The sequence below is a fragment of the Arthrobacter sp. PAMC25284 genome, from assembly GCF_019443425.1.
Lineage (GTDB): Bacteria > Actinomycetota > Actinomycetes > Actinomycetales > Micrococcaceae > Arthrobacter > Arthrobacter oryzae_A.
The window spans coordinates 1,027,326-1,043,078 of the sequence record NZ_CP080382.1 but is presented as its reverse complement, the minus strand read 5'-3'; the positions used below and the strand labels follow the sequence as shown (position 1 = coordinate 1,043,078).

The window sequence follows — 15,753 nt, the reverse complement described above, 5'->3', positions numbered from 1 at the left end:
GTTACTTGACATAACTCTAACCTTCAAGTCGAAGGTTAGAGTTTGGGTTTCAAGCCCGACTCCATCAGTTTTTCGCAATAGGACACGAACAAGGGACACGTAACGTGGCAGCTCCGCAGAACTACTTGGCCGTCATCAAGGTCGTCGGCATCGGCGGCGGCGGCGTGAACGCAGTCAACCGAATGATCGAGGTCGGGCTCCGTGGCGTCGAGTTCATCGCCATCAACACCGATGCCCAGGCGTTGCTGATGAGCGACGCCGACGTCAAACTCGACGTCGGACGGGAACTGACGCGCGGTCTGGGAGCCGGTGCGAATCCTGATGTCGGCCGCCAGGCTGCAGAGGACCACGCTGATGAAATCGAAGAGGTCATCCGCGGCGCAGACATGGTCTTCGTCACCGCCGGAGAAGGCGGCGGCACCGGAACCGGCGGAGCGCCCGTCGTGGCCCGGATCGCCCGTTCACTCGGTGCGCTGACCATCGGCGTTGTCACCCGTCCCTTCACCTTCGAAGGCCGCCGGCGCGCCGGTTCCGCCGAAGCCGGCATCGATGCCCTGCGCGACGAGGTCGATACCCTCATTGTCATCCCCAACGACCGGCTGCTGTCCATCAGTGACCGCAACGTCTCGGTGCTTGACGCGTTCCGGTCGGCTGACCAGGTCCTGTTGTCCGGTGTCCAGGGCATCACCGATCTGATCACCACCCCGGGCCTGATCAACCTTGACTTCGCTGACGTCAAGTCCGTCATGCAGGGCGCAGGATCCGCGCTGATGGGCATCGGATCGGCCCGCGGTGAAGACCGCGCCGTCAAGGCCGCCGAACTCGCCATCGCTTCCCCGCTCCTGGAAGCATCCATTGACGGCGCCCACGGCGTCCTGCTGTCGATCCAGGGCGGCTCGGACCTCGGCCTCTTCGAGATCAACGAAGCGGCCCGGCTCGTCCAGGAAGTTGCCCACCCCGAAGCCAACATCATCTTCGGTGCAGTGATCGACGACGCCCTCGGCGACGAAGCACGCGTCACGGTCATCGCCGCGGGCTTCGACGATGTCAAAGCCACCTCGCCCTCCATGGACCAGTCCCTGCCCGCCGCGCCCCAGCGGCCGGCCACGGCGGCGCCCGCCCAGGCTCCGGCGTCGGCGCAGGTACAGCCGGTCCACGCCACGGTAGGTGCGTCGAGCTACGGCGGCTGGGGCCAGCAGCGCCCGTCCGCCGTTCCCGCCGACGCCGGATTTGACGTCGACCTGCCCGCCGTTGTGGAGCCGGACCTCTCCGGCCGCCACTCGGACGACCTGGACGTTCCTGACTTCCTCAAATAAATCCGATCACAACCATGGCACTGCCGCGAGGCAGTGCCATGGCCATTTCCGCGGCTTAGCGGATGGCTAGCAAGACGGCGGTGTTCTCAGTGTTCTCATGGCGTGCTCAAGTGCGGCCCGGCGTCTGGGTGGCTTTCACCGACGCCGCCGCCGGAAACCTCGCGCTCCACGTCGGTGATGATCCCGCCGCGGTCCGCCAGCGCCGCCGGAGTGTTGAACAGGCGTGCGGAACCGGCAGCCGGCACTTCCGGTTCATGAACCAAGTCCACGGAAATTTGGTGGCGGTCGTGGCGCGCGAGGCCGGCGCGCCTACCACCGCCGTCGAGCCCGCGGGCGAGGATTCGGGAACCCCGGATCCTCTAGCTCCGGTGGCAGACGCCCTGGTGTCCGCGGGTGAACCGCTGGCCGTCCTCGTGGCCGACTGTGTCCCGGTCGTGCTGGTCGGTCAACGCGCAGCAGGGGAGCCCGGCGCCGGGGACCATGTCCTGGGCGTTGTGCATGCCGGGCGGCCAGGCGTGGCGAACGGCGTTGTGCGGGCTGCCGTGGAGCGTCTGCGGACACTTGGCGCGGTGCAAGTCAGTGCCTGGATTGGCCCGTCGGTCTGCGGCAACTGCTACGAGGTCCCCGAAGAGCTGCGTGCCGACGTTTCCGCGAGCGTACCCGCCACCTGGTGCACCACTTCGCACGGCACCCCCGGGCTTGACCTGCCGGCCGGAGTCCGCAGTCAGTTGGAGGCCGAGGGCGTCGCCGTTGAATACACCGGCGGATGCACTCTTGAAGACGAAACACTGTTCTCTTACCGCCGAAATCACCGCACGGGACGCTTCGCCGGACTGGTGTGGACAGATGCCGCCGGTTCCGGCGCAGGCGACGCCGGCCGTGGGCTCACCCATGATTGAGCAGAAAATGGACGCCGCGGAGGCTGACCGTTGGGGCCCGGCTTCGCGATAACCTTGCCGCGGTCCGACGAAGGATCGAGGCGGCCACAGAGGCCGCAGGCCGGCAGGCCAGCCCGCCGGAGCTGATCGTCGTGACCAAATTCCACCCGGTGCAGGATATCCGGTGGCTGGCGTCGCTCGGGGTGACCGACGTCGGTGAAAACCGGGACCAGGAGGCGGCAGGCAAGGCCGCTGAACTCGATGGCCTGAACCTCCGCTGGCACTTCGTCGGCCAACTGCAGGGCAACAAGGCCAAATCCGTGGTGCGGTACGCCCACGCCCTGCACTCGGTGGACCGCCCGCAGCTCGCCGCCGCGCTGGCGAAAGCAGCCACCGCGGAGCACGAACGGACCGGCCGCGGACCGCTGGCCTGCTTCATCCAGGTCAGCCTTGACGACGACGCCGGGGAGCACCGCGGCGGTATCCATGCGGCAGACGTCCCGGCCCTGGCCGAACAGCTTGCCGGTGCGGAGGGGCTCAGCCTCTCAGGTGTTATGGCCGTCGCCCCGCGGGGGGCAGATCCGGAAGCCGCTTTTGAAAAACTGGCCGGCATTTCCGCGGCCCTGACCGCAGTCCATCCGGGTGCCGGGGGGATATCCGCAGGCATGAGCCAGGACCTCGAATCCGCCATTCGTTTCGGGGCGACACACCTGCGGATTGGCTCGGATATTCTCGGTCCGCGTCCGGGGTTGCGGTAGGTTCGACGTATTGGAACATATCGGCGGGGATTCCAAAGGCTGTTCAGCCATTCGATCGGCCCGCTTCCGGAGACGATGAGGAGTCGACCATGAGTGGCGGTCTGCGCAAGACAATGATCTATCTTGGGCTCGCCGATGGCGACGAACAGTACGAGTCCGAACACCAGACATCGCACAAAGACGAGGACGATTCCATGGAGCAGGACCGCGAGGAGCGCCGTTCGCCGGCGCCGGTCCGTGAGGTTCCCAGGGAAGAGCCCTACGCCGCTGAAGAGGAATATCGTGCCCCTGTGACACCCATCAAGCGAGCGGCCTCGAGCCGCGAAGAGACCACCGGGCTGCGGCAGATCACCACGATCCACCCACGCTCGTACAACGATGCCAAGCTCATCGGTGAGAGCTTCCGGGACGGCATTCCCGTGATTATGAATGTCACCGACATGGGCGAGGCCGATGCCAAACGTCTGGTTGACTTCTCCGCGGGACTGGTCTTCGGTCTGCGCGGCAGCATCGAACGGGTGACAAACAAGGTCTTCCTGCTCTCGCCGTCGTATATTGAGGTCATTGGCGATGACAAAAAAGTCAGCGAAACTCAAGCGAGTTTCTTCAACCAGAGTTAGTCCGGATTCTGGGTTTGATGCCAGGCGGGGACATCTGCCTGGCATCAATGCTGAGATATTCGTGCTGAAATGGAAGCAATACATTGTCAGGACACTGGGGTATCCGGAATGAACATGGAGATATGAGTTAACTCATGGGAATTATTTTCGGACTTGTCTATATCGCACTCCTGCTTTTTTTTATTGCATTGATCGTTCGTCTGGTATTCGAGTGGGTCCAGATGTTCGCGCGGAGCTGGCGGCCGAGCGGTGTTGCCCTCGTTGCCGCGCACACCGTCTATTCAGTAACGGATCCGCCGCTCAAGGTGCTCCGGAGGCTGATCCCGCCGCTGCGGCTGGGCGGGATCTCACTGGATGTGGGCTTCCTCCTGCTTTTCGTGGCAGTGAGCTTTGCGATGGCAATCGCCAGGAGCCTTGTGTAGGCAGATAATTCACAGACAGTGGGTTCGCCCACTGCGAAGCGATACAACTCCGGTTCGACACTGCGGTGTTGAATTAGAGGAACCAGACCATATTTAGGTACCGTAGTTCTGACGGCCGGAAGGCCTCCTGACTAACTAGACCAACGAGGTGACCAGATGGCTTTGACGCCAGAAGACGTTGTCAACAAGCGCTTTCAGCCGACCAAGTTTCGCGAAGGCTACGACCAGGATGAAGTTGATGACTTCCTGGACGAAATCGTCGTCGAACTGCGGCGCCTGAACCAGGAAAACGACGAGCTCCGCAAGAAGCTCGCCGAGTCCGGCGCCGGCACGCCTGCCAGCTCCGCTGCGCCTGCTCCCGTCGTGGAGAAGGTTCCGGAGGTCACCAAGGCCGAGAAGGAAAAGATCGCCAAGGCCGAAGCCGACGCAAAGGCCGCTGAGGCTGCTGAGGCTGCCAAGAAAAAGGCGGCCGCTGCCGCCCCGGCCCCCCGCCCCTGCCGCGGCTGCCAAGCCGGCTCAGGCTGCTGCCACCCCCGCTTCGGAGTCCGCCGCCGGCCTGCTGGCCATGGCGCAGCAGATGCACGACAAGCACGTCGCCGACGGCGAGCAGCAGCGTGACAAAATCATCGCCGAAGCGCAGATCGAAGCCAGCAGCCTCGTCAACGATGCGCAGGAAAAGTCCCGCAAGATCCTGGGTGCCCTCGAGCAGCAGCGCTCGGTCCTGGAGCGCAAGGTCGAGCAGCTTCGCGGGTTCGAACGCGACTACCGTTCACGCCTGAAGGCCTACATCGAAGGCCAGTTGCGCGATCTCGATGCCCGCGGCTCTGTTGCCGCTCCCGAAGTCGGCGAAGCCAGCTAGGGCATTAAGCAAGTATTCTGAAAGCCGGTGGCTGAGGATTCCTCCGCCGCCGGTTTTTGGCGTTAACCGCCGTTTCCTGACCGGCATGCCCCGCGCCCCTGCCCGGTCCCGCACTTATTCGATCGAAAGCACTATGACAGACGCACCATCACCAGATGCCCCGCAGCCTGCCGGCGCCACCCCGCCTGCCCCGGGCAGCTCCGCTGAAGGGGCCCCCGGCTCTCCAGCCGCCGCGGCCGCGCAGGGCCGTGCTGCTCTCCGTGTTCGCCGGTCTCGCTGTGTTCGCTTACGTGTTTGACCAGCTGACCAAACTGTGGGTTACCAGCAACATGACGGAGGGAGAGCAGATTCCAGTGCTGCCGCCGCTGCTGCACTGGTATTACATCCGTAATTCGGGGGCCGCGTTTTCGATTGGCGAGAACATCACCTGGGTCTTCACGATCATCATGGCTGCCGTAGCCGTCGCGATCCTGCTGCAGCTGCGCCGGCTGGGTTCCCTCTGGTGGGCCCTGGCGCTCGGGTTGCTGCTGGGCGGAGCCCTTGGAAACCTTACGGACCGGTTGTTCCGCGCGCCCTCATTCGCCATGGGGCACGTGGTCGACTTCATCCAACTGCCCAATTTCGCCATCTTTAATATCGCCGATTCCGCTGTTGTGTCTTCGGTGGCGGTCATTTTTGTGCTGACCCTGCGAGGCATCGGCCTGGACGGTTCGCGCCACACGAAGGACGAGGAGCTCCCCGATGCGTGACAAGCTGTCCGGTAGCCGGCCTGACGAGCCGATGGAACAGAATCCGGCAGCAGGCCTGTCCGATGACCTGATCGATGAACCCCCCGTGCCGTTGAGGTTCGTTGTGCCCGAAGACCTCGCCGGCAGCCGGGTGGACGCCGGCCTGGCGACACTGATGGAGAGCTCCCGGGCCCAGGTCGCGGTGCTGATAGCCGAAGGCAACGTCAGCTGTAACGGCCGGCCTGTCAGCAAATCCCTCAAGCTGCCTGCCGGTGCCGTCCTCGACGTCGTCGTCCCGGAACGCCGGGACCCCCTGGAAATCGTGGAGGAAATCGTGGACGATCTGTTGATTCTGCTGGACGATGACGAGTTCGTGGTTATTGACAAACCGGTCGGCGTCGCAGCGCACCCGTCCCCGGGCTGGGTGGGTCCCACCGTCGTGGGCGGCCTCGCAGGGCTCGGCTACCGGATCTCCACGTCCGGAGCTCCCGAACGGGCCGGGATCGTGCACCGGCTCGACGTCGGAACGTCGGGCGTGATGGTGGTCGCCAAAACCGAAAGGGCGTACACCGCGCTCAAGCGGGCGTTCAAGGAGCGGACCGTGGACAAGGTCTACCACGCCGTAGTCCAGGGCCTGCCGGACCCGCTGGCCGGCACCATCGATGCTCCGATCGGGCGCCACCCCGGACACGACTGGCGCTTCGCCGTGATCGAGGACGGCCGCGATTCCATCACGCACTACGAAGTCCTGGAAGCTTTTGGCAAGGCCTCGCTGGTCGAGGTCCACCTTGAGACGGGGCGCACCCACCAGATCCGGGTGCACTTCTCAGCCCTGCGCCATCCCTGCGCCGGTGACCTCACGTACGGCGCGGACCCCCGGCTTGCCGCCAACCTGGGGCTGACCCGGCAGTGGCTGCACGCCCGGGAACTGTCCTTTGACCATCCCCGGACGGGGGAGCGGGTCACCGTCTCCAGTGGCTACCCGCAGGATCTTCAGTACGCGCTGGACGTGCTGGAATCCGGAAACGCCTGAGGGCGGCGCCCGGCGGGCGCCGCCCGGCACTAGAATGATTCGGTGACTTCCAGCAACAACTCGTTCGTGCATCTCCACAACCACACCGAATACTCCATGCTGGACGGCGCCGCCCGCCTCGGCGAGTTGTTCGACGAAACCGAGCGGCTCGGCATGCCCGCGCTCGCCACAACGGACCACGGCTACCTGTTCGGTGCCTTCGACTTCTGGAAACGCGCCACGGACCAGGGCATCAAACCGATCATCGGCGTCGAAGCCTATGTCACTCCCGGGACCGCGCGCGGTGACAAGACGCGCGTGCGGTGGGGTGAGGAAAGCCAGCGCAAGGACGACATCTCCGGCGGCGGTTCGTACACCCACATGACGCTGCTCAGCTACAACAACGTGGGGATGCGCAACCTGTTCCGGGCCTCGTCCATCGCATCCCTGGATGCGGTCTTCGGCAAATGGCCCCGGCTGGACCGGCAGTTGCTGAACACCTACTCGGAAGGCTTGATCGCCACCACCGGCTGCCCGTCCGGTGAAGTCCAGACGAGACTTCGGCTGGGACAGTACCGCGAAGCCCTCGAGGGCCGCAGCCGAGTTCCGCGACATCTTCGGCGCCGAAAACTACTTCTGCGAACTCATGGACCACGGGCTCGACATTGAACGGCGGGTGACGGGCGATCTCCTGCGCCTGGCCAAAGACCTGAACCTCCCGCTCGTCGCCACCAACGACCTCCACTACACACACGAGCACGACGCCAAGGCCCACGAAGCCCTGCTCGCCATTCAGTCCGGGTCCACGCTCCTGGAGCCCAGCTACGACAACGGCGGCTCCCGCTTCGCCTTCTCCGGCAGCGGCTATTACCTTAAATCCCCGCAGGAAATGCGCGAACTGTTCCGCGACCACCCGGAGGCGTGCGACAACACGCTGCTGATCGCCGAGCGCTGCGAGGTCTCGTTCAACACCGGCGCCAACTTCATGCCCCGGTTCCCTTGCCCGCCCGGTGAGGATGAAACGTCCTGGCTGGTCAAAGAGGTGGCCACCGGCCTTGCCTACCGCTACCCGGGAGGCGTACCGGACAAGGTGCGCACCCAGGCCGACTACGAGCTCGGCGTCATCACCTCGATGGGGTTCCCCGGCTACTTCCTGGTCGTGGCCGACTTCATCAACTGGGCCAAGAACAACGGCATCCGGGTGGGTCCCGGCCGCGGCTCAGGCGCCGGGTCCATGGTGGCCTACGCCATGCGCATCACCGACCTTGACCCGCTCTTGCACGGCCTCATCTTCGAACGCTTCCTCAACCCGGACCGCGTCTCCATGCCCGACTTTGACGTCGACTTCGATGACCGCCGCCGCTCGGAGGTGATCGACTACGTGACCCGCAAGTACGGCGACGAGCGCGTGGCCATGATCGTCACCTACGGCACCATCAAGACCAAGCAGGCGCTCAAGGACTCCTCCCGGGTACTGGGCTACCCGTTCAGTATGGGCGAGCAGCTGACCAAGGCCCTGCCGCCGGCCGTTATGGCGAAGGACATTCCGCTCGCTGATATCCAGAACCCCGAGTCCAAGCGCTACGGCGAGGCGGGGGACTTCCGTCAACTCATCAGCACGGACCCCGAAGCCGCCAAGGTTTTCGAAACCGCCCTCGGTATCGAAGGGCTCAAGCGCCAGTGGGGCGTTCACGCGGCCGGCGTCATCATGTCCTCGGACCCGATCATCGACGTCATTCCGATCATGCGCCGTTTCCAGGACGGCCAGGTCATCACCCAGTTCGACTACCCGACGTGTGAGGGCCTTGGCCTGATCAAGATGGACTTCCTGGGGCTGCGGAACCTCACGATCATTTCCGACGCCCTGGAAAACATCAAGATGAACCGCGGCACCGACCTCGATCTCGAATCCCTTGCCCTGGACGACGCCCCCTCCTACGAGCTGCTTGCCCGGGGCGATACCCTCGGCGTGTTCCAGCTCGACGGCGGACCGATGCGTGCGCTCCTGAAGCTGATGAAGCCTGACAACTTCGAAGACATATCGGCTGTCCTGGCGCTGTACCGGCCGGGGCCCCATGGGCGCCAATGCCCACAACGACTACGCCCTGCGCAAGAACAAGATCCAGGACGTCATCCCGATCCACCCCGAACTGGAAGAGCCGCTCAAGGAGATCCTTGGCGGAACGTTCGGCCTGATCGTGTACCAGGAGCAGGTGATGGCCGTCGCCCAGAAGCTGGCCGGATACTCGCTCGGCCAGGCAGACATTCTGCGCCGGGCCATGGGCAAGAAGAAGAAGTCCGAACTGGACAAACAGTTCGCCGGCTTCTCCCAGGGCATGCAGGACAACGGCTACTCGATGGCAGCGGTCAAGACCCTCTGGGACATCCTGCTGCCGTTCTCGGACTACGCCTTTAACAAGGCGCACTCGGCCGCCTACGGCGTCATCTCCTACTGGACGGCGTACCTGAAGGCGCACTACGCGCCCGAGTACATGGCCGCGCTGCTCACATCGGTCGGTGACGACAAGGACAAATCAGCCATCTACCTGAACGAATGCCGGCGCATGGGCATCACCGTGCTGCCCCCGGACGTCAACGAGTCGGCGCTCAATTTCACCCCGGTGGGCAACGACATCCGCTTCGGCATGGGGGCCATCCGCAACGTCGGCGTCAATGCCGTCGAGGCAATGGTCGCGGCCCGCGAAAGCGAGGGTGCCTACACGAGCTTCAAGGACTACCTGATGAAGGTCCCGGCTGTCGTGTGCAACAAGCGCACCATCGAGTCCCTCATCAAGGCCGGTGCTTTTGACTCGCTGGGTCACCAGCGCCGTGCCCTGGCCATGATCCATGAGGAGGCGATCGATTCCGTCATCACCCTCAAGCGCAACGAAGCCATCGGCCAGTTTGACCTCTTCGCCGGCTTCGAGGAGTCAGAATCCGAAGCCTCCCTGAGCATCGAGATCCCGGATCTTCCCGAATGGGAGAAGAAGGACAAGCTCTCGTTCGAGCGGGACATGCTCGGCCTCTACGTCTCGGACCACCCGCTGCAGGGGCTGGAGGGCCTGCTGAGCCAGCACGCCGACCGGACGATCACCTCGATCATCGCCGAGGACGGGCCGCAGGACGGTGCGATCGTGACGATCGCCGGGATGATCACCTCGCTGAGCCGACGCATCGCCAAGGCCAGCGGCAACGCCTACGCCCGGGCCGAAATCGAGGACCTCGCCGGTTCCATGGAGGTGATGTTCTTCGGGCAGGTTTACGGTCCCATCGCCTCGGTCCTCGCCGAGGACCTGATCGTGGTGGTCAAGGGCCGTCTGCAGCGCCGCGACGACGGAGCCGTCACGCTGAACTGCATGGAACTCTCCGTGCCGGACCTCAGCGACAGCCAGAACGGGCCCGTCGTGATCACCATGGCAACGCACAAGGCCACCGAGGCCGTCGTGACCGAGCTGGGCGACGTGTTGCGTACCCACCGCGGCAATTCGGAGGTCCGGTTGCACCTGCAGGGCGACACCCGGGTGGAAGTCATGGGACTTCCCGTGCACTTGCGCGTCAACCCGAGCCCGTCCCTTTTCGGTGACCTCAAGGTGCTGCTCGGCCCGACCTGCCTGGACGCCTGATTCCAGGACAGAACGTTGCCGGGACCCGGCGGCTGACCTGCCCCGCCCGGACCCGGCAACGGGCCGGCTAGATTTCGTAGTCGAGCGGCACCGGCTGGCCGTAGGCGCCTGCGTGGTACAGCAGCGGGGTGCCGTCCTCGCCGACCTGCCCCTCAACGACCTCCACGACGACGACCGCGTTGTTTTCAAAGGAAAGCCGCATCTGGATCTTGCCGATCAGCCAGCCGGAGGTGCCCTTGAGTACGGGTACCTCGTGCGGACCGAGCTCCCAGTGGTCCCCGTCGAAGCGGTTTCCGGCCCGGGCGAACCGGTCCGCCAGTTCGTGGTTGTCCATGCCGAGCATGTGCACACCGATATAGCTGGTGTTCGCGATCGCGGGCCAGGAGCTGGACGTCCGGGCCATGTTGAACGTGAATCGGGGCGGCTTGGCGGAGAGTGAGGCCACCGAGGTCGCGGTGAAACCGAAGGGAACACCATCGAGATTGGCAGTGATGATCGCTACCCCCGCGGCATGCCGGCGGAACATTTCCTTGAACGTTCCTTCAAAGGTCCCATGATTTGTAGTCACTGCGATTCGGCTCCCTGCTGCACATACGTGTCATTGTTCACCTGCCAGCGTATTGCGCCCGCGGGCCCGGACCACAATCCATAACCCTGGTTGTCATCTGGACTTGACGCGTGGTGACTCCGGCCGGCCGAATCCTTGTTACCGTTTGTTCCATGAAACAGCCCGAAGTTCCCATCCTGGTCGACCAGTCCGACGCCGGGGAGTACGCCGGGAACCTGAGCGAACCCCACCAGGCCGCACATCGTGCTGTCACGCCCTGGCGGCGGGCAACGGTGATAGCGGCGGCAGGGGTCCCCGTCGGGCTGATCTGGTGGCTGCTGGCGCCTTCCGGATTCAACCTGCTGACCGGCGACCCGGAACTGGCGTCGGGGACGAACATTTCCGGCTGGCTGCCGCGTGACCTGGTCCTGGCCGGGCTGTTCCTGCTCGCGGGGTCCATTTCCGGGGCGTTGGTATCCGGTTCCAAAGATGAACTGCCGGGACCCTGGGCCATCGTGTTCGTAGTGCTTGCCGGAACTCTGGGCGCTGTGCTGGCCTGGGGCACCGGTGTACTTGCAGGGCAGCGGTGGGGCGAGTCCGTCGACGCCGAGACCAACGCCAGCGTTGCCTTCTCCCTGCGGTCCTATGCCATCATCGCAATCTGGCCGGCGGCGATTGCCCTCTCCATCTTCCTTGAAACGATTTTCAGGACCCCCGCCCGGGCACGTAAAATGAATGCGTGACCTTAACACCTGACAGCACAGTGCCCCCGGTTCCTGCCGCCCTCAACTTCCGCACGGTGGACGTGCGCGGCCGGCATCTGTCCCTCGCCGAACTGAGGGCTGCCGTTCCGCGGGCCCAGGCAGGCACGATGGCAGACGCCGAGGGCAAGGTCCAGGACATTATCTCGGCCGTCAGGTCGAGGGGGTTCGCCGCCCTCAGCGAGCTGGCGCTGGCGTTCGACGGGGTGGAGCAGACGAACCCCCGGGTTCCGGCGGAAGCGCTGCATGCCGCACTGGCGGATCTGGACCCTGCCGTGCGTGCAGCCCTGGAAGAGTCGATCCGCCGGGCACGCCGGTTCGCCGACGGCCATCGGCCGGCAAACGTCGACGTCGAGATGGGGGACGGTGCCGTCGTCAGCCAGAACTGGGTGCCGGTGGCCAGGGTGGGACTTTATGTGCCGGGAGGCCTGGCCGTTTATCCGTCGTCGGTGGTTATGAACGTCGTCCCGGCCCTCGCGGCCGGCGTCGAATCCATCGCACTGGCGTCGCCGCCGCAAAAGGACTTCGACGGCCTTCCGCACCCGACCATCCTCGCCGCCGCCTGCCTGCTCGGTATCGATGAGGTGTACGCAATCGGAGGGGCCCAGGCCATTGCTGCCTTCGCCTACGGCATCCCGGCACGCGGAGCGGACCTCGGTGACGCCGCGGGGATCGATCCGGTGGACGTCGTCACAGGTCCGGGCAATATTTTTGTCGCGACCGCCAAACGCCTCGTGAAGGGCGTGGTGGGAATTGATTCCGAAGCCGGAACAACGGAAATTGCCATCCTGGCCGACGCTACTGCGCAACCGGCGTTCGTCGCCGCGGATCTGATCAGCCAGGCCGAACACGACCCCAAGGCGGCGTCCGTGCTGATTACGGATTCCGAAACCCTCGCCGCTGCTGTCCGGATCGAACTCGACCGCCAGGCCGCCGCCACAAAGCACAGCGCGCGGGTCCGCGAGGCTTTGTCCGGCCCGCAGTCCGGTGTTGTCCTCGTCAACGACATTGACCAGGGCATTGCCGCCTGCGATGCGTACGCGGCAGAGCACCTGGAAATCATGACGGCTGACGCACCCCGGGTGGCGGCCCGGATCCGAAACGCCGGAGCGATTTTCGTGGGGGACTACAGCCCCGTCAGCCTGGGGGACTACTGCGCCGGGTCAAACCATGTGCTGCCGACCAGTGGCACGGCCGCCTTTTCCTCGGGTCTCAATGTGACAACCTTCCTGCGGGCCATTCAGGTCGTCAACTACACCCGGTCCGCGCTGGAACAGGTCAGCGGCCACATCGTGAGCCTGTCCGGTGCTGAGGACCTGCCGGCCCACGGCGACGCGGTCACCGCGCGATTCGCCGCCGGCGCCTGACACGACGGCGCCAGCGGGACCGGCAACCACTACATGTAGTAATTACAGTCTTGTTATTCAGCTAGATCTAGTCGTAAACTGAGCACGGAAGACGACGCGCCGCACGGGACTCGCAGTTGACCGGTCGTTTGACGGGTTGATGGGCAGGTCGTCCGGCGCCCGGGCCGCGGAGTTGCGACAGGGGAGGAAACAACGTGTACTGCCCGTTTTGCCGCAACCCTGACTCGCGTGTGGTTGACAGCCGCATTGCCGACGACGGCTCCGCCATCCGGCGCCGCCGGCAATGCCCCGAATGCGGCCGCCGCTTCACCACGGTGGAAACCACCAGCCTGACCGTGATCAAGCGCTCAGGCGTCGGCGAGCCGTTCAGCCGCAGCAAAGTCATCAACGGTGTCCGAAAAGCCTGCCAGGGCCGGCCGGTGACGGAGGACGACCTCGCGCTGCTGGCCCAGGAAGTCGAGGAATCGATCCGCGCAGCAGGCACGGCCGAGATTGAAGCCCACGACGTCGGTCTGGCAATCCTGATCCCACTGCAGAAACTCGACGAAGTTGCCTACCTCCGCTTCGCCAGCGTGTACCAGGCGTTTGAGTCACTCGAAGACTTCGAGTCCGCCATCTCGCTGCTCCGTCACGAATCCGTGGCTAAGGGCCGGGAGGGCACGAACCCGCAGAAAAGCCCGCTTTAGGCTCCGCCGGGAAACCACCATAGACTCCGGTGGCGGCTGCGAAGGGGAAGTCGCAGCCGCCACCGGCTCCACGTCAAGGCGCGAGATGCAGTGCCCGTAGCACCGGGCCCCGTCGGGGCTACTTGAGCAGTTTGTGGTTCAAGGCGACCTCGACCGCGGCGCCCACAATGCCGGCGTCGTTCTTCAGTTCCGCCGGGACGATCGGCGTCCGCAGCTTCATGTGCGGCAGGTATTCATCGGAGCGCTTGGAGATGCCGCCGCCGACGATGAAGAGCTCGGGGGAGAACAGGAACTCGACATGGGAGAAGTAGCGCTGCAGGAGCACACTGTAGTCCTCCCAGCTCACGCCGTCGCGTTCCCGGGCGACAGCCGAGGCCTTGCTCTCGGCGTCGAATCCGTCAATCTCGAGGTGGCCCAGCTCGGCGTTGGGGACTAGCTTGCCATCGAAAATGAACGCGGATCCGATCCCGGTGCCGAGCGTGATAACCAGGACGGTGCCCGCAACACCTTCACCCGCGCCGAAGCGTGCTTCCGCCAGGCCGGCGGCGTCCGCATCGTTAATGACCTCGATGGGGCGGCCGAGCCGGGCCGAGAACAGGCTGTCAATATCCGTCTCGATCCAGGACTTGTCCACGTTCGCGGCCGAATGGACCACACCATGCTGGATGATGCCCGGGAAGGTGACGCCTACCGGGGAGTCAGCGGCCGGGGCCTCGGGGCGGGCCGAGAGCTCTGCCACGACCTGGGCGACGACCTCGGCGACGGCCTCCGGGGTGGCAGGCTGCGGCGTCGGGACGCGGAAGCGATCACCAATCAGCTTGCCCTTTTTCACGTCGACTATGCCGCCCTTAATGCCGGTGCCACCGATATCGATGCCGATCAGGTAGGCGTTCTTTTTCGACTTCTCGTCCTTCTTGGGCAATGTGCTTCCGTTCATGGCAGGGGCGGGCGGTCTGTGATGCGGGGTGTCGCGTGCGCTGTTGTGCGCGGCAGTGCAGGCGTTATGGCAGGGTCAGGACTTCGGCGCCGGAGTCCGTGACCAGCAAGGTGTGTTCGAACTGTGCGGTGCGTTTGTGGTCCCGGGTCACCACGGTCCAGTCGTCGGCCCACATATCCCAGTCCACGGTACCGAGCGTCAGCATGGGTTCAATGGTGAACACCATGCCCGTTTCGATCACGGTGTTGTAGGCGGGAGCGGCATCGTAGTGCGGAATGATCAGCCCCGTGTGGAAGGCCTCGCCCACGCCGTGTCCGGTGAAATCACGGACCACGCCATACCCGAACCGCTTGGCGTAGGACTCGATGCTCCGGCCGATCACGTTAATCTCGCGGCCCGGTGCGACGGCCCGGATGGCGCGGTTCAGCGATTCGCGCGTCCGGTCGACCAGCAGCCGGGATTCCTCGTCGACATCGCCGACCAGGAAGGTGTAGTTCGTGTCGCCGTGGACACCGCCGATGAACGCCGTGATGTCGATGTTGAGGATATCGCCGTCCTGAACCACAGTGCTGTCCGGAATGCCGTGGCAGATAACTTCATTGAGCGATGAGCACAGCGACTTAGGAAACCCGCGGTAACCGAGCGTGGAAGGGTACGCCTGGTGGTCCAGGAGGAAGTCGTGGCCGACGCGGTCCAGTTGGTCCGTGGTGACGCCGGGTTCGATGTGCTTCCCGACCTCGACGATGGCCTGGGCTGCGATCCGGGACGCAATCCGGATCTTCTCGATCGTCTCCGCCGATTTAACTTCGGAACCGGTGAACTTGGCCGGTGCGGGCCTGCCCACGTATTCAGGACGCGGGATGGACGCCGGTACGGAAAGCTGCGGGCTCACGGTTCCCGGGATCAGGGTGCCGATGGGTGCAGTTGAGGCTAGGGAAGGCATATGTTGATCATATAAGGCACGGCCGAACGCCGGGAAATGTGAGCCGCAATACACCCGCCCGCATGTCGATTAAGGAGCACCAATGCCGGAGTACTGGTACAACGTCAACACCCACGAGGTCGAGGAAGACGCCATGTCGGACTGGACCCAGCTGATCGGTCCCTACAAGACCCGGGAGGAGGCAGAACACGCCCTCGAAAAGGTCCAGGCCCGGAACGAGGCCTGGGACAAGGACGACGACGACTAACCGGCGCCCGTCCCCGGCCGGGACAGCCCGGGCCACCCCGCCCATCAGC

General features: G+C 64.6%; 14 protein-coding genes and 2 pseudogenes. 13 read left to right on the top strand and 3 right to left on the bottom strand.

Annotated elements, in window-relative coordinates; translation table 11 throughout:
• Positions 1-104: 104 nt before the first annotated feature.
• From ftsZ to dnaE, 9 genes and pseudogenes are all read left to right on the top strand, one after another.
• Positions 105-1,316, top strand: coding sequence for a cell division protein FtsZ (gene ftsZ, locus KY499_RS04930; protein WP_123256334.1), 1,212 nt, complete (start codon positions 105-107; stop codon positions 1,314-1,316).
• 89 nt (positions 1,317-1,405) lie between these two features.
• A complete protein-coding gene (locus tag KY499_RS04925) occupies positions 1,406-2,215 on the top strand; it encodes a polyphenol oxidase family protein (protein ID WP_219886921.1) in 810 nt (269 codons plus the stop codon).
• On the top strand, positions 2,212-2,952 hold the full coding sequence (locus KY499_RS04920) for a YggS family pyridoxal phosphate-dependent enzyme (protein ID WP_219886355.1): 741 nt from the start codon (positions 2,212-2,214) through the stop codon (positions 2,950-2,952). Before KY499_RS04925 ends, KY499_RS04920 begins: the two co-directional genes overlap by 4 nt.
• Positions 2,953-3,041: 89 nt before the next feature.
• A complete protein-coding gene (locus tag KY499_RS04915; protein ID WP_123256335.1) occupies positions 3,042-3,572 on the top strand; it encodes a cell division protein SepF in 531 nt (176 codons plus the stop codon).
• Positions 3,573-3,706: 134 nt separating this feature from the next.
• Complete coding sequence (locus KY499_RS04910; protein ID WP_123256336.1) at positions 3,707-3,994, top strand: YggT family protein; 288 nt, start codon at positions 3,707-3,709, stop codon at positions 3,992-3,994.
• Positions 3,995-4,150: 156 nt separating this feature from the next.
• Positions 4,151-4,853, top strand: a pseudogene (locus KY499_RS04905) (DivIVA domain-containing protein).
• A gap of 155 nt (positions 4,854-5,008) precedes the next feature.
• Complete coding sequence (lspA, locus tag KY499_RS04900; protein ID WP_219886354.1) at positions 5,009-5,602, top strand: signal peptidase II; 594 nt, start codon at positions 5,009-5,011, stop codon at positions 5,600-5,602.
• Positions 5,603-5,756: 154 nt separating this feature from the next.
• Positions 5,757-6,614, top strand: coding sequence for an RluA family pseudouridine synthase (locus KY499_RS04895; protein WP_375141134.1), 858 nt, complete (start codon positions 5,757-5,759; stop codon positions 6,612-6,614).
• 42 nt (positions 6,615-6,656) lie between these two features.
• A pseudogene (dnaE, locus tag KY499_RS04890) lies at positions 6,657-10,216 on the top strand (DNA polymerase III subunit alpha).
• A gap of 67 nt (positions 10,217-10,283) precedes the next feature.
• On the opposite strand, the gene KY499_RS04885 reads toward dnaE, so the two are convergent.
• Entirely contained in the window at positions 10,284-10,742 is a 459-nt protein-coding gene (locus KY499_RS04885) for a flavin reductase family protein (protein WP_183164583.1), read from the bottom strand.
• Between the two features lie 194 nt (positions 10,743-10,936).
• On the opposite strand from KY499_RS04885, the gene KY499_RS04880 reads away from it, so the two are divergent.
• From KY499_RS04880 to nrdR, 3 genes are all read left to right on the top strand, one after another.
• On the top strand, positions 10,937-11,506 hold the full coding sequence (locus KY499_RS04880; RefSeq protein WP_219886353.1) for a hypothetical protein: 570 nt from the start codon (positions 10,937-10,939) through the stop codon (positions 11,504-11,506).
• Positions 11,503-12,891 (top strand): histidinol dehydrogenase, encoded by a 1,389-nt coding sequence (gene hisD / locus KY499_RS04875; protein ID WP_123256342.1) that lies wholly within the window; start codon positions 11,503-11,505, stop codon positions 12,889-12,891. The genes KY499_RS04880 and hisD overlap by 4 nt, the downstream gene beginning before the upstream one ends.
• A gap of 194 nt (positions 12,892-13,085) precedes the next feature.
• A complete protein-coding gene (gene nrdR, locus KY499_RS04870) occupies positions 13,086-13,577 on the top strand; it encodes a transcriptional regulator NrdR (protein WP_123256343.1) in 492 nt (163 codons plus the stop codon).
• 118 nt (positions 13,578-13,695) lie between these two features.
• On the opposite strand, the gene ppgK is transcribed toward nrdR, so the two are convergent.
• Together ppgK and map are read right to left on the bottom strand one after the other, a co-directional pair.
• The gene (gene ppgK / locus KY499_RS04865) at positions 13,696-14,499 is read right to left on the bottom strand and encodes a polyphosphate--glucose phosphotransferase (protein WP_123256344.1); all 804 of its coding nucleotides are present in this window, start codon (positions 14,497-14,499) and stop codon (positions 13,696-13,698) included.
• A gap of 79 nt (positions 14,500-14,578) precedes the next feature.
• Positions 14,579-15,457 carry a type I methionyl aminopeptidase gene (map, locus tag KY499_RS04860; protein WP_123256345.1) on the bottom strand — a complete coding sequence of 293 codons (879 nt, stop codon included), beginning with the start codon at positions 15,455-15,457 and terminating at the stop codon, positions 14,579-14,581.
• A gap of 82 nt (positions 15,458-15,539) precedes the next feature.
• On the opposite strand from map, the gene KY499_RS04855 reads away from it, so the two are divergent.
• Positions 15,540-15,704: an SPOR domain-containing protein gene (locus KY499_RS04855; RefSeq protein ID WP_123256346.1), complete on the top strand. Its 165-nt coding sequence runs from the start codon at positions 15,540-15,542 to the stop codon at positions 15,702-15,704.
• Positions 15,705-15,753: the final 49 nt, after the last annotated feature.